The 12,548-nt window shown below is 71.0% G+C and carries 14 protein-coding genes and 1 pseudogene; all 15 read left to right on the top strand.

Features of this window, described 5'->3' with window-relative positions; translation table 11 throughout:
- Positions 1–18: 18 nt before the first annotated feature.
- Complete coding sequence (locus IE168_RS03095; RefSeq protein ID WP_189495114.1) at positions 19–804, top strand: SDR family oxidoreductase; 786 nt, start codon at positions 19–21, stop codon at positions 802–804.
- A gap of 4 nt (positions 805–808) precedes the next feature.
- On the top strand, positions 809–1,624 hold the full coding sequence (nei, locus tag IE168_RS03090) for an endonuclease VIII (RefSeq protein WP_189495112.1): 816 nt from the start codon (positions 809–811) through the stop codon (positions 1,622–1,624).
- Between the two features lie 31 nt (positions 1,625–1,655).
- Positions 1,656–3,080, top strand: coding sequence for an aldehyde dehydrogenase (locus IE168_RS03085; protein ID WP_189495110.1), 1,425 nt, complete (start codon positions 1,656–1,658; stop codon positions 3,078–3,080).
- 33 nt (positions 3,081–3,113) lie between these two features.
- Entirely contained in the window at positions 3,114–3,776 is a 663-nt protein-coding gene (gene can, locus IE168_RS03080) for a carbonate dehydratase (protein WP_189495108.1), read from the top strand.
- A gap of 1 nt (position 3,777) precedes the next feature.
- On the top strand, positions 3,778–4,215 hold the full coding sequence (locus tag IE168_RS03075) for a RidA family protein (RefSeq protein ID WP_189495106.1): 438 nt from the start codon (positions 3,778–3,780) through the stop codon (positions 4,213–4,215).
- Complete coding sequence (locus tag IE168_RS03070) at positions 4,212–4,760, top strand: 3-hydroxyanthranilate 3,4-dioxygenase (protein WP_189495104.1); 549 nt, start codon at positions 4,212–4,214, stop codon at positions 4,758–4,760. The genes IE168_RS03075 and IE168_RS03070 overlap by 4 nt, the downstream gene beginning before the upstream one ends.
- A gap of 46 nt (positions 4,761–4,806) precedes the next feature.
- Positions 4,807–5,478, top strand: coding sequence for a nucleotidyltransferase domain-containing protein (locus IE168_RS03065; RefSeq protein ID WP_229823042.1), 672 nt, complete (start codon positions 4,807–4,809; stop codon positions 5,476–5,478).
- Positions 5,462–5,764: a hypothetical protein gene (locus IE168_RS03060; protein ID WP_229823041.1), complete on the top strand. Its 303-nt coding sequence runs from the start codon at positions 5,462–5,464 to the stop codon at positions 5,762–5,764. Before IE168_RS03065 ends, IE168_RS03060 begins: the two co-directional genes overlap by 17 nt.
- On the top strand, positions 5,745–5,867 hold the full coding sequence (locus IE168_RS14680; RefSeq protein ID WP_268245186.1) for a hypothetical protein: 123 nt from the start codon (positions 5,745–5,747) through the stop codon (positions 5,865–5,867). Before IE168_RS03060 ends, IE168_RS14680 begins: the two co-directional genes overlap by 20 nt.
- A gap of 47 nt (positions 5,868–5,914) precedes the next feature.
- Positions 5,915–6,940, top strand: a complete 1,026-nt coding sequence (locus tag IE168_RS03055) for an amidohydrolase family protein (RefSeq protein ID WP_189495102.1) — start codon at positions 5,915–5,917, stop codon at positions 6,938–6,940.
- A gap of 164 nt (positions 6,941–7,104) precedes the next feature.
- Complete coding sequence (gene kynU / locus IE168_RS03050; RefSeq protein WP_189495100.1) at positions 7,105–8,397, top strand: kynureninase; 1,293 nt, start codon at positions 7,105–7,107, stop codon at positions 8,395–8,397.
- Positions 8,394–9,764 carry an FAD-dependent oxidoreductase gene (locus IE168_RS03045; RefSeq protein ID WP_189495098.1) on the top strand — a complete coding sequence of 457 codons (1,371 nt, stop codon included), beginning with the start codon at positions 8,394–8,396 and terminating at the stop codon, positions 9,762–9,764. The genes kynU and IE168_RS03045 overlap by 4 nt, the downstream gene beginning before the upstream one ends.
- Positions 9,765–9,801: 37 nt before the next feature.
- Positions 9,802–11,238, top strand: a pseudogene (gene sbcB / locus IE168_RS03040) (exodeoxyribonuclease I); the annotation flags it as partial.
- Between the two features lie 62 nt (positions 11,239–11,300).
- Positions 11,301–11,987 (top strand): DUF2461 domain-containing protein, encoded by a 687-nt coding sequence (locus tag IE168_RS03035; RefSeq protein ID WP_189495094.1) that lies wholly within the window; start codon positions 11,301–11,303, stop codon positions 11,985–11,987.
- A gap of 2 nt (positions 11,988–11,989) precedes the next feature.
- A complete protein-coding gene (locus tag IE168_RS03030) occupies positions 11,990–12,544 on the top strand; it encodes a DUF2939 domain-containing protein (RefSeq protein ID WP_189495092.1) in 555 nt (184 codons plus the stop codon).
- Positions 12,545–12,548: the final 4 nt, after the last annotated feature.

The following is a 12,548-nucleotide window of genomic DNA, read 5'->3' as shown; positions in this document are numbered from 1 at the left end:
CCCGAGGAGGACATCCACATGGACCTGAACCTGGAAGGACGCCACGCGCTGGTCTGCGGCGCGTCCGAAGGCATCGGCCGCGCCGCGGCTGAAGAGCTGGCGGCGCTGGGCGCCACCGTGACCGTGCTCTCGCGCCGCGAAGCGGTGCTGCGCGAGGTGGTGGCCGGGCTTGCCGGCGGGCCCGGGCGCGGACACGCCTTCGCGGTCGCCGACAGCGCCGATACCGACGGCCTGCGCGCGGCCGTGGACGCCGTGGTGGCGCGGCGGCCGGTGCAGATCCTTGTCAACAACACCGGCGGCCCGCCGGGCGGCAGCGCGCACGAAGCGGCACTGGACGCCTTCGAGGCCGCCTTCCGCCGCCATCTGCTCGCCAGCCAGGTGCTGCTGCAGGCGGTGCTGCCGGGGATGCGCGACGCGCGGTGGGGCCGCATCGTCAACGTGGTTTCGACCTCGGTGCGCGAGCCCATCCCCGGCCTCGGCGTTTCCAACACGGTGCGCGGCGCCGTCGCCAGCTGGGCGAAGACCCTGGCGCGCGAGCTGGGCGGCGACGGCATCACCGTGAACAACGTGCTGCCGGGCTTCACCGAGACCGGGCGCATCGAGCAGATCGTGGCCGACCGCGTGGCGAAGACCGGGCAGTCCCCGGACGACGTGCGCGCGGCGATGTGCGCCACGGTGCCGGCCGGACGCTTCGCGCGCCCGGAGGAGACCGGCGGCGTGATCGCCTTCCTGTGCTCGCCGGCGGCCGGCTACGTCAACGGCGTCAGCCTGGCTGTCGACGGCGGGCGCATGGCCTCGATCTGAGGCCGTGCCCGAAGGCCCGGAAATCCGCCGCGCCGCCGATCGCCTGGCCGAGGCGGTGGCCGGCGAGCCGATCACGCGGGCGATGTTCGCCTTCCCGGAGCTGAAGCGCTTCGAGGCCGACCTCGTCGGACGGCGCATCGAATCGATCACCCCGCGCGGCAAGGCGCTGCTCATCCGCTTCGACCATGGCTGGACGATGTACAGCCACAACCAGCTTTACGGCGTCTGGCGGATCGTCGCGCCCGGCGAGCAGCCGCAGGCGACCACACGCTCGCTGCGCGTGGCCTTCGAGACCGCCCGCGGTGCGATCCGGCTGTACTCGGCCTCGGACGTGTCGATGTGGCGCAGCGACGAGGTCGAGTCCCATCCCTTCCTCCAGGGCCTGGGCCCGGACGTGCTCGATCCCGCGCTCGATGCCGCGGCCGTGGCCACGCGCCTGCAGTCGCCGGCCTTCCGCGGCCGCGCGCTGGCAAGCCTGCTGCTCGACCAGGGCTTCCTCGCCGGCATGGGCAACTACCTGCGCGCCGAAGTGCTGTTCGCCGCGGGGCTGCGGCCGGAGCGACGGCCGAAGACGCTCGATGCGGCGGCCACCGCGCGACTGGCGCAGGCCCTGCTCGACATCCCGCGGCACAGCTACCGCACCCGCGGCATCGCGCCGGCCGACCGCATGCGCGAGGACTACCTCACCGACACCTCCGACGCCTTCCGCTTCCAGGTGTTCGGCCGCGAAGGCCAGCCCTGCCCGGCCTGTGGCACGCGCATCGAGCGGATCAACTCGGGATCGCGGCGGCTCTACCTCTGCCCCGCCTGCCAGTCCTGACGGCCCGGGCCCGCGCGGGTAAGCTTGCGGGATGCGACGCTACACACACGTCATCGGCAGCGGCACGCGCGAGGCCGCCAGCGCGCGCTGGCGCGACGTGTTCGAGCCAGCCTCCGGCAAGGTGTATGCCGAAGTGGCGGATGGCGATGCCTCCGACGTCGACGCCGCGGCCACCGCGGCCGGCGAGGCGTTCCCCGCCTGGTCGGGACTGCGCAACAGCGAGCGCGCGCGCCACCTAGAGCGCCTGGCCGACGCCCTCGAGGCGCGGCTGGACGACTTCGCGCATGCCGAGGCCCGCGACGGCGGCAAGCCCCATGCGCTGGCGCGCGACGCGGAGATCCCGCGCGCGGTGTCGAACCTGCGCTTCTTCGCCCATGCCGCGACCCAGTTCGCAAGCGAGTCGCACCACGGGGAGGCCGGCCTGAACTACACCCTGCGCCAGCCGCTGGGCGTGGTCGGCACGATCTCGCCCTGGAACCTGCCGCTGTATCTGTTCACCTGGAAGATCGCGCCGGCGCTGGCGGCCGGCAACACCGTCGTCGCCAAGCCGTCGGAGGTGACGCCCGCGACCGCGACGATGCTCGGCGAACTGGCGCTGGAGGCCGGGCTGCCGGCCGGCGTGCTCAACGTGGTGCACGGCGGCGGGCCCGAGGTCGGCGAGGCGATCGTGCGCCACGACGCGATCAGGGCGGTGTCGTTCACCGGCAGCACCGCCGTGGGCCGGCACATCGCGGGCATTGCCGGCACGCAGCTGAAGAAGGTCTCGCTGGAACTGGGCGGCAAGAACCCGACGCTGGTGTTCGCCGACAGCGACTGGCGCGACCGGCTCGACACCATCGTCCGCTCCGCGTTCCAGAACAGCGGGCAGATCTGCCTGTGCGGCTCGCGCATCCTGGTCGAGCGGCGGGTGTATGCCGAATTCCGCGACGCCTTCGTCCAGGCCGCGCTCGCGCTGCGCCCCGGGGATCCCATGGACCGCGATGCCAACCTCGGCCCGCTGGTCTCGCAGGCGCACTTCGACAAGGTCGTAGCCGCGATCGCGCGCGCGCGCGACGAGGGCGGCCGGGTGCTGTGCGGCGGCGTTGCGCTGGACCGTCCCGGCTGGTTCGTGGCGCCGACGGTGATCGAGGGCCTGGGTCCCGACTGCGCCAGCAACCGCGACGAGATCTTCGGCCCGGTCGCCACCCTGCAGCCGTTCGACGACGACGACCATGCGCTGGCCCTGGCCAACGCCGGCGACTACGGCCTGGCCGCTTCGGTGTGGACGCGCGACCTGGCGCGGGCGCACCGCTTCGGCGCGCAGCTGCGCTGCGGCATCGTCTGGATCAACACCTGGCTGATGCGCGACCTGCGCACGCCCTTCGGCGGCATGGGCCAGTCCGGCCTCGGCCGCGAAGGCGGGCTGGAGGCGATGCGCTTCTTCACCGAACCGCGCAACGTCTGCATCGCGACCTGAGCCCGCATCCCTTTCGCACCACACGGATTCCCCATGTACCGAATGCACGACCTGCTCGAACGCAACCGCATCTGGGCCGAGCGCGCCCGCGCGGAGGACCCGGGCTTCTTCAGCCGCCTGTCCGGGCTGCAGCACCCCAAGTACCTGTGGATCGGCTGCTCCGACTCGCGCGTGCCGGCCAACCAGATCATCGACATGAACCCGGGCGAGGTCTTCGTCCATCGCAACATCGCCAACGTCGTGGTGCACACCGACCTCAACTGCCTGTCGGTGATCCAGTACGCGATCGACGTGCTCGAGGTCGAGCACATCCTGGTGGTCGGCCACTACGGCTGCGGCGGCGTGGGCGCGGCGCTCACCGGCCAGCGCGTGGGCCTGGCCGACAACTGGATCCGCCACGTCAAGGACGTCAAACACAAGCACCGCGCCATCATCGAGGCCATCGACAGCGACGAGATCCGCCACGACCGCCTGTGCGAGCTCAACGCCCTGGAGCAGATGATCAACGTCTGCGAGACCACGGTGGTGCGCGAAGCCTGGGCGCGCGGGCAGAAGCTGGCGGTGCATGCCTGGGTGTACTCGCTGCGCGACGGCCGCGTGCATGATCTCGGCCTGTCTATCGATTCGCCGACAGCCCTGCCCGAGCAGTACTGGCCGGCGCTGCAGCGCATCAGCGAAGACCGCGAGGACCGCTGAGATGGCCGGCACCGTGGTCCAGGCCAGCACCGCGCCCAAGCCGGTCGGCGCCTATCCGCACGCGCGGCGCGTCGGCGACCTGCTGTTCCTCTCGGGCATCGGCCCGCGCGACCCGGCCAGCGACGCGATCCCCGGCAACGACTACTACGCCGACGGGCGCGTGCGCGCCTACGACATCGCGGCGCAAACCCGCGCCGTGTTCGCCAACGTCCGCGCCGTGCTCGAAGCCAGCGGCGCGCGCTGGGAGGACCTGGTAGACGTGACCGTCTACCTCACCGACATGGCGCGTGACTTCAAGGCCTACAACGCGGTCTGGGCCGAGCACTTCCCCGATCCCGCCACCGCGCCCTGCCGCACCACGCTGGGCATCACCGCGCTGCCGACGCCGATCGCGATCGAACTCAAGTGCGTCGCCGCCATCCAGGGAGACACGCCATGATTCCGCCGCCGCTGGACTTCCAGAAGTGGATCGAGGACAACCACCACCTGCTCAAGCCCCCCGTGGGCAACAAGTGCATCTACGACGGCGATTTCATCGTGATGGTGGTCGGCGGCCCGAACGCGCGCACCGACTACCACTTCGAGGAAGGCCCGGAGTGGTTCTACCAACTCGAAGGCGAGATGGTGCTGCGCATCCAGGAGGACGGGAAGGTGCGCGACGTGCCGATCCGTGCCGGCGAGACCTTCCTGCTGCCGCCGCGCGTGCCGCATTCGCCGCAGCGCGCCGAGGGTTCGATCGGGCTGGTGATCGAGCGCCGCCGCCTGGCGCACGAGGACGACGGCCTGATGTGGTACTGCGTGAACTGCAACGAGAAGGTCTATGAGGAGTTCTTCCACCTCGAGGACATCGAGCAGGACTTCTTCCGCGTGTTCGAGAGGTTCTATCGCAACGACGAGCTGCGCACCTGCAAGGCCTGCGGCCATCTCAACCCGCGACCGACGCGCTATGAGATGCAGGCGGATTCGCAGGCGGACATCACTTGACCATTGCAGGTTCAAATCCCGCCCCCGCTACCAGCAGCGCTTGACCATGCCCGATCTGGGCATTAATTTGCCCAATATGGGCAACAAACCATCGGCACAGAAGATCAGCGAGGCTGCAGCCCGCTACGCCAAGGCCAACCTGAGCGATGCGCTCTTCACCGCCACGCAGCGCCGCGTGCTGGGCTGTCTCTTCGGCCAATCCGGACGCAGCTACAGCGTCAGCGAGCTGATCCAGAACACCGGCGCCGGCAGCGGTGCCGTGCAGCGTGAGCTGGCCCGCCTGGCGGGCAGCGGACTGCTGCGGGTCGAGCAGGTCGGCAAGCAGAAGCGCTACAGCGCGAATCCCGATGCTCCCATCCACGACGAGCTCGTCGCCATCGTCCGCAAGACCTTTGGCCTTGCCGATCCCCTGCGCGAAGCGCTGACGCCGCTGGCCGATCGCATCCGGGCCGCTTTCGTCTACGGCTCCGTGGCCAAGGGCACCGACGTAGCGAGCAGCGACATCGACCTGATGCTGGTGTCCGACGACCTCGCCTATCCCGAGGTCATGGGCGCGCTGCATCCGGTGATCGAGCGGCTCGGGCGGGAGGTCAATCCCACCCTCTACACCCAGGCCGAACTGCGCCAGCGCGTCGACTCCGGCAACAGCTTCGTCACCCGCGTGCTGCAGCAGCCGCGCATCTGGCTGATCGGAGGCGAGCATGAGTTCGCCGCTTGAGAACCTCGCCGGCCCCGGAAAGCCGCTGTCGCCGGAACCGGCCGACGATGCCGAAGTCGCGGGCCTGCTGCGCTCGGGCCGTGCACGTCTGGCCGATGCCGGCAACGACGCGCTTTCGCTCGAAAGCCGCTTCGACCTTGCCTACAACGCCGCGCACGCACTGTGCCTGGCGGCGCTGCGGCGCCACGGTTACCGGGCGCGACACCGCTACATCGTGTTCCAGGTGTTGCCGCACACGCTCGGGCTTGGCCCCGAGGTGTGGGCGCGTGCTCGCCAAGGCGCATGATCTGCGCAATCTGGCCGAGTACGAGGGCCATGTCGACGTCGAGGCACGGCTGGTACAGGACGTCATCTTCGCCTGCCGGAAGGTGTCCGCCGCACGCGACTGACCAGCGCGCTCAATGACATGCACCCGCGGCCGGCTTAGGATTCCGCCATGCTGAAAATCGACATCCACGCCCACTACCTGCCCCGCGACTGGCCGGATCTCGCGCGCAAGTACGGCGACGAACGTTTCCCGGTGATCCACCACACCGAGGACGGGCGCCACCGCATCTACAAGGACGGGCGCTTCTTCCGCGAGATCTGGTCGAAGACCTGGGACGCACGCGAGCGCATCGACGACTACGCCCGCTTCGGCGTGCAGGTGCAGGTGATCAGCACGGTGCCGGTGATGTTCAGCTACTGGGCGAAGCCCAACCAGGCGCTGGAGCTGCACCAGGCGCTCAACGACCACATGGCCGAAACCTGCCGCGCGCATCCGCGCCATTACGCCGGCATCGGCACGGTGCCGCTGCAGTCGGCGCGGCTGGCGGTGCAGGAGCTGGAGCGCTGCATGGACCAGCTCGGCCTGCAGGGCGTGCAGATCGGCTCGCACGTGCAGGTTTCGCCGGACGTGCACTGGAACCTCGACGCGCCCGAGCTGTTCCCGTTCTTCGAAGCCGCCGCCGACCTGGGCGCGGCGATCCTGGTGCATCCCTGGGACATGATGGGCACGCCGACCATGCCCAAGTACTGGCTGCCGTGGCTGGTGGGCATGCCGGCCGAGCAGTCGCGCGCGGCCTGTTCGCTGGTGTTCGGCGGCGTGCTCGAGCGGCTGCCGAAGCTGAAGATCTGCATGGCCCACGGCGGCGGCAGCTTCCCCTACACCATCGGCCGCATCGAGCACGGCTTCAACATGCGCCCGGACCTGGTGGCCACCGACAACCCGCGCAACCCGCGCGAATACCTGTCGCGCCTGTACTTCGATTCCTGGGTGGCCGACGACCGCGCGCTGCGCTACCTCATCGACACCTGCGGCATCGACCGCGTGATGCTCGGCACCGACTATCCCTTCCCGCTGGGCGAACAGCAGCCCGGCGCCGGCATCGACGCCCTTGGCCTCGACACCACCGCCCAGGCCCGTCTCTATCACGGCACCGCACTGGAATGGCTGGGGCTGGCGGTTTCGCGCTTTGCGTGACATCTGTTTTTTGCCACGGATGGACGCGGATTTGCACGGATTTACACGGATAGAGCAACAGCATGGAGAGCAGGCCGTGGTGAACTGATCCCTTTCTTTTTCTTCTGCTTTATCCGTGTGAATCCGTGCCATCCGCGTCCATCCGTGGCAAAAGAGGCTTTCCAATGACCGAGCCATACACCGACCAGTACGCCGCAGCCCTCGACGGGGCCGATCCCCTGCGCAGCCTGCGCGGCGAGTACCACGTGCCGCGGCACGGCGATGGCGAGCAGGCGTATTTCGTCGGCAATTCGCTGGGGCTGCAGCCGAAATCGGCGCGGGCGCATGTCGAGGACGTGCTCGACAAGTGGGCCGCGGAAGCCGTCGAGGCGCACTTCACCGGCACCACGCAGTGGATGCCCTACCACGCCCTGCTGCGCGAGCCGCTGGCGCGGGTGGTCGGCGCGGAGCCCGGCGAGGTGGTGGCGATGAACTCGCTCACCGCCAACCTGCACTTCATGCTGGTCAGCTTCTACCGGCCCACGCGCGAGCGGCCGGCGATCCTGATGGAGGCCGGGGCGTTCCCCTCCGACCGCTATGCGCTGGAATCGCAGGTCCGTTTCCACGGCTTCGACCCGGCCACCGACCTGATCGAGCTCGAGCCCGACCAGCCCGAGGGCCGCTTCTCGATGGAGGCCATCGCACGCGCGATCGAAATCCACGGGCCACGCCTGGCGCTGGTGCTGTGGCCCGGCGTGCAGTACCGCACCGGGCAGGCCTTCGACGTCGCGGAGATCACGTGGCTGGGGCACGCCGCCGGCGCGGTGGTCGGCTTCGACCACGCGCACGCCGCGGGCAACCTGGCGCTGCGACTGCATGACGACGGCCCCGACTTCGCGGTGTGGTGCCACTACAAATACATGAACGCCGGCCCGGGAGCGGTGGCCGGCTGCTTCGTGCATGCGCGGCACGCGCACACCGACCGCCCGCGCTTCGCCGGCTGGTGGGGGCACGAGGAGGCCACGCGCTTCCGGATGGCACCGACGTTCGAACCCACGCCCGGCGCGGAAGGCTGGCAGCTCAGCAATCCGCCGATCCTCGGGCTGGCGCCGCTTCGCGCGGCGCTGGAACTCTTCGACCGCGTCGGCATGGACGCGCTGCGCGCGAAGTCGCTGTCGCTGACTGGCTACCTGGAAACACTGATCGCGCAGCGCCTGTCCGGGACGCTGGCCATCGTCACCCCGGGCGATCCGGGGCAGCGCGGCGCCCAGCTTTCGCTGCGCGTGCTCGAGGGCCGCGGTCTGCGCGGGCGCGACGCCGGGCGTTCGCTGTTCGAATCGCTGTCGGCGCAGGGCGTGCTGGGCGACTGGCGCGAACCCGACGTGATCCGCATCTCGCCGGCGCCGATGTACAACAGCCACGCCGACGTGCTGCGCTTCGTGCGCGCCACCGAAGCCTGGCGCGAGGGCCGCGCATGAGCACCGCGCCGCGCGAAGCCACCATCATCGGTGCCGGCCTGGCCGGCGCACTGATGGCCACGCTGCTGGCCCGGCGCGGCTGGAAGGTCGAGGTCTACGAAAGCCGCGGCGACCCGCGCGTGCACGGCTTCGCCGGCGGCCGTTCGATCAACCTCGCGCTGGCCGAGCGCGGCCTGCACGCCCTGCGCGCCGCCGACGCCGACCGCGACGTGCTCGCCCAGGCGGTGATGATGCGCGGGCGCATGGTGCATCCGCCTGCCGGCACGCCGCAGCTGCAGCGCTACGGCCGCGACGACAGCGAGGTGATCTGGTCGGTCAGCCGCGGCGAGCTCAACATCACCCTGATCAACGCGGCCGAAGCCGCCGGTGCGCAGCTGCACTTCGACCGGCGGCTGGAGGCGGTGGACTTCGCCGCCAAGCGCGCGTTCTACCGCGGCGGCGGCGAACTGCACCGCGTCGGCTTCACCACGCTGATCGGCTGCGACGGCGCCGGCTCCACCCTGCGCGGGCAGATGCGCGCGCAGCGCGACCTCGGCGAACGCACCGAGTGGCTCGGCCACGGCTACAAGGAGCTGGAAATCCCGCCCGCGCCTGACGGCGACTTCCGCATCGAGCCCAACGCGCTGCACATCTGGCCGCGCGGGCGCTACATGTGCATCGCGCTGCCCAACGACGAGCGCACGTTCACGGTGACGCTGTTCATGGCGATGCAGGACGAAGGCAACGGCGACCCGAGCTTCGAGACCGTGCCAGACTCTGCCGCCGCGCGCGCGCTGTTCGAACGCGACTTTCCCGACGCCCTGCCGCTGATCCCCGAGCTCGAGCACGACTTCGACGCCAACCCGGTCGGCACGCTGGGCACGCTCTACCTCGACCGCTGGCACCTCGGCGGCGACGCGGTGCTGATCGGCGACGCCGCGCACGCGATGGTGCCCTTCCATGGCCAGGGCATGAACTGCGCCTTCGAGGACTGCGTCGCGCTGGCGCGGCACCTGGATGCGACCCGGGACCTCGCCGCAGCCTACGTGGCCTTCGAAGCCCAGCGCATGCCCGACGCCGCCGCCATCCAGAAGATGGCGCTCGACAACTACATCGAGATGCGCGACCTGGTCGACGATCCCGGCTTCCTGCTGCAGCGCGAGCTGGAGCTGGCGCTGCAGGCGCGCCACCCCACCCGCTTCATCCCGCACTACGCCATGGTCACCTTCATGCGCATCCCCTACTCGCTGGCGCTGGAGCGCAGCGAGCTGCAGCGGGTGATCCTCGAGGACGCCACCCGCGGCCTGACCTCGCTGGACGAAGTTGACATCGGCGCGCTCGATCCCGTGATCGAGGCCGCCCTGCCGCCGCTGGAGGACAGCCCGTGAGCGCCCGCGCACCTGTGGCCGCAGGCACGGTGGCGGCGTGAGCGACAGCTTCCTGTTCTACGACCTCGAGACCTGGGGCACCGATCCACGACGCACGCGGATCGCGCAGTTCGCGGCGATCCGCACCGATGCCGACCTGACCGAGCTGGGTGACCCGATCGAGTTCCTCGTGCGTCCCTCCGACGACCTGCTGCCCTCGCCCGGCGCCTCGATGGTCACCGGGCTCGCCCCGCAGGACGCGCTTGCCGGCCTGTCCGAGGCCGAGGCCTTCGCGCGCATCGCCGACGAGATGTCCCGGCCAGGCACCTGCACGCTGGGCTACAACTCGCTGCGCTTCGACGACGAGTTCGTGCGCCACGGGCTGTTCCGCAACTTCCACGATCCCTACGAGCGCGAGTGGCGCAACGGCAACTGCCGCTGGGACCTGCTCGACGTGATGCGCCTGGCGCACGCGCTGCGGCCCGAGGGCATCGAGTGGCCCACTCGCGACGACGGAGCCACTTCGTTCCGGCTCGAACACCTGGCCGAGGCCAACGGCGTGCGCATCGGCGACGCCCACGAGGCGCTGTCGGACGTGCGTGCGCTGATCGGGCTGGCCCGGCTGTTCCGGACCGCGCAGCCGCGGCTGTGGCAGTACGCGCTGGCGCTGCGCGACAAGCGCCACGTCGCCGGCATGCTCGATCCGTTCGCGATGACGCCGGTGCTGCACGTCTCGCAGCGCTACCCGGCATCCCGCCTGTGCGCGGCGGCCGTGGTGCCGGTGGCGGTGCATCCGCAGATCGGCAACCGCGTCATCGTCTACGACCTCGACAGCGACCCGGACGGGCTGCTGGCGCTGTCGGCCGACGAGATCGCCGCGCGCCTGTACGTGCGCTCGGCCGACCTGCCCGAGGGCGTGTCGCGCGTGCCGCTGAAGGAAGTGCACACCAACCGCTGCCCCGCGCTGGTGCAGTGGAACCACCTGCGCCCGGCGGACTTCGAGCGCCTGGGGATCGATCGCGAGGTCGCCGAGGCCCGCGCCGCCCGCATCCGCGCGCACGGCCCCGCGATCGCGGAGAAGGTGCGCCGCGTGTTCGCCCGCGAGCGCGACCCGCGCGAGCGGCCGGACGTCGACGCGGCGCTCTACGACGGCTTCGTCGGCGACGGCGACAAGGCGCGCATGGCCCGCGTGCGCGCCACGCCTCCGGCGCAGCTGGGAACCACCGACTACGGGTTCCAGGACCCGCGCCTGGCCGAACTGCTGTTCCGCTACCGCGCCCGCAACTGGCCCGACACCCTCGACGCCATCGAGCGCGCGCGCTGGGACGACTACCGGCGCCGGCGCCTGCACGCCGACAGCGGCCTGTCCGAATGCAGCTTCGAAACCTATTTCGCCGACATCGCCCGGCTGCGCGCGGAGGCAGGCAGCGACGCCGCCCGCCTCGCTCTGCTCGACCGCCTGGAAGGCTGGGGCCGCGAGCTGGCGACCGGCCTGCCCCCGGCCGAAGACGCGCCCACCGGCGGCGCCGGCGTCCACGACCACGCCGCCCCCACGCCATGACCACCTACTTCAGCGACCGGACCTTCCGCTTCCTGCGCGCGCTCGCCCGCCACAACGAGCGCGCCTGGTTCCATGCCCACAAGCAGGACTACGAGGCGCACGTGCGCGAGCCGCTGCAGCGGCTCATCACCGACCTGCAGCCCGACCTGGCCGAAGTGAGCCTGCACTTCCGCGCCGACCCGCGCACCGTGGGCGGCTCGCTGTACCGCATCCAGCGCGACACCCGCTTCGCCAACGACAAGCGCCCCTACAAGACCTGGCAGGGCGCACGCCTGTTCCACGCCCGCCGCCAGGAGCTGGCCACGCCGCTGTACTACCTGCACATCGAGCCCGGCGGCTGCTTCGTCGGCGCCGGCATCTGGCGCCCCGAATCGCCGACGCTGCGCCGGATCCGCCAGTTCATCGTCGACAACCCCGCCGCCTGGAAGGCCGCCGCCCACGCGCCCGCCTTCCGCCGCCGCTACGCGTTCGACGACGAGGACAGGCTGGTGCGCCCGCCGCGCGGCTTCCCCGCCGACTTCGCCTTCATCGACGACCTGCGCCACCGCAGCTTCGTGGCCACGCGGCCGCTGGACGACGACACCGTCACCGGCCCGAAGCTGCGCCAGGTGCTGGCGAAGGACCTGCGCGACCTCGCGCCCTTCGTGGACTATCTCTGCGCCGCGCTGGACCTGGAGTTCTGAGCATGGCCGATTCCCGCAGGCTGAAATCACTCGGCTGGATTGCGGCACTCGTGCTGGTGGCGCTGCTGGCATGGACCGCCAGCGGACCGTGGCGCGCCGTCGCCGGCATCCGCCAGGCCGCGCAGGCCGGAGACGCGCGCGCGCTGGCCCGGCACGTCGACTTCCCGGCGCTGCGCGCCAGCCTGAAGCCGCAGGTGCAGGACCGGATCGTGCGCGCGGCCGGCGTGGACGCGCAGGCCGGCCCGTTCGCCGCCTTCGGCCTGAGCGTGGCCAGCGGGCTGGCCGGCGGCCTGGTGGATGCGATGGTCACCCCGGCGGGCCTGGGCGCGATGATGGAAGGCCGCAAGGTCTGGAACCGGCTCGGCAACGTGCCCCCGTCCGCGCGCGGCGATACCTCCGCGCAGCCCGGGCCCGTCCCGGAGCCGCGCCTGCGCTTCGAATCCCTGTCGCGCGCGTCGGCGACGGTGTCGAGCGGAGACGGCGGCGAACTTGTGCTGGTGCTGACCCGCAAGGGCACGCGCTGGCGGCTGTCGGAGGTCCGGCTGCCGCCAGCCTGAGCCT

Origin of the sequence: Luteimonas padinae, from assembly GCF_014652935.1 — a bacterium.
Taxonomy (GTDB): Bacteria; Pseudomonadota; Gammaproteobacteria; order Xanthomonadales; family Xanthomonadaceae; genus Luteimonas; species Luteimonas padinae.
Note: the sequence above shows the minus strand (reverse complement) of the source record. Positions and strands in the feature narration are given on the sequence as shown.

What these genes read in the sequence shown, in the direction of transcription:
- IE168_RS03095 (WP_189495114.1), top strand. Translation starts at nt 19, where the DNA reads ATGGACCTGAACCTGGAAGGACGCCACGCGCTGGTCTGCGGCGCGTCC.
- IE168_RS03045 (WP_189495098.1), top strand. Translation starts at nt 8,394, where the DNA reads ATGAGCACCGCGCCGCGCGAAGCCACCATCATCGGTGCCGGCCTGGCC.
- IE168_RS03075 (WP_189495106.1), top strand. Translation starts at nt 3,778, where the DNA reads ATGGCCGGCACCGTGGTCCAGGCCAGCACCGCGCCCAAGCCGGTCGGC.
- IE168_RS03030 (WP_189495092.1), top strand. Translation starts at nt 11,990, where the DNA reads ATGGCCGATTCCCGCAGGCTGAAATCACTCGGCTGGATTGCGGCACTC.
- can (WP_189495108.1), top strand. Translation starts at nt 3,114, where the DNA reads ATGTACCGAATGCACGACCTGCTCGAACGCAACCGCATCTGGGCCGAG.
- IE168_RS03085 (WP_189495110.1), top strand. Translation starts at nt 1,656, where the DNA reads ATGCGACGCTACACACACGTCATCGGCAGCGGCACGCGCGAGGCCGCC.
- IE168_RS03035 (WP_189495094.1), top strand. Translation starts at nt 11,301, where the DNA reads ATGACCACCTACTTCAGCGACCGGACCTTCCGCTTCCTGCGCGCGCTC.
- kynU (WP_189495100.1), top strand. Translation starts at nt 7,105, where the DNA reads ATGACCGAGCCATACACCGACCAGTACGCCGCAGCCCTCGACGGGGCC.
- IE168_RS03070 (WP_189495104.1), top strand. Translation starts at nt 4,212, where the DNA reads ATGATTCCGCCGCCGCTGGACTTCCAGAAGTGGATCGAGGACAACCAC.
- IE168_RS03055 (WP_189495102.1), top strand. Translation starts at nt 5,915, where the DNA reads ATGCTGAAAATCGACATCCACGCCCACTACCTGCCCCGCGACTGGCCG.
- IE168_RS03065 (WP_229823042.1), top strand. Translation starts at nt 4,807, where the DNA reads ATGCCCGATCTGGGCATTAATTTGCCCAATATGGGCAACAAACCATCG.
- IE168_RS03060 (WP_229823041.1), top strand. Translation starts at nt 5,462, where the DNA reads ATGAGTTCGCCGCTTGAGAACCTCGCCGGCCCCGGAAAGCCGCTGTCG.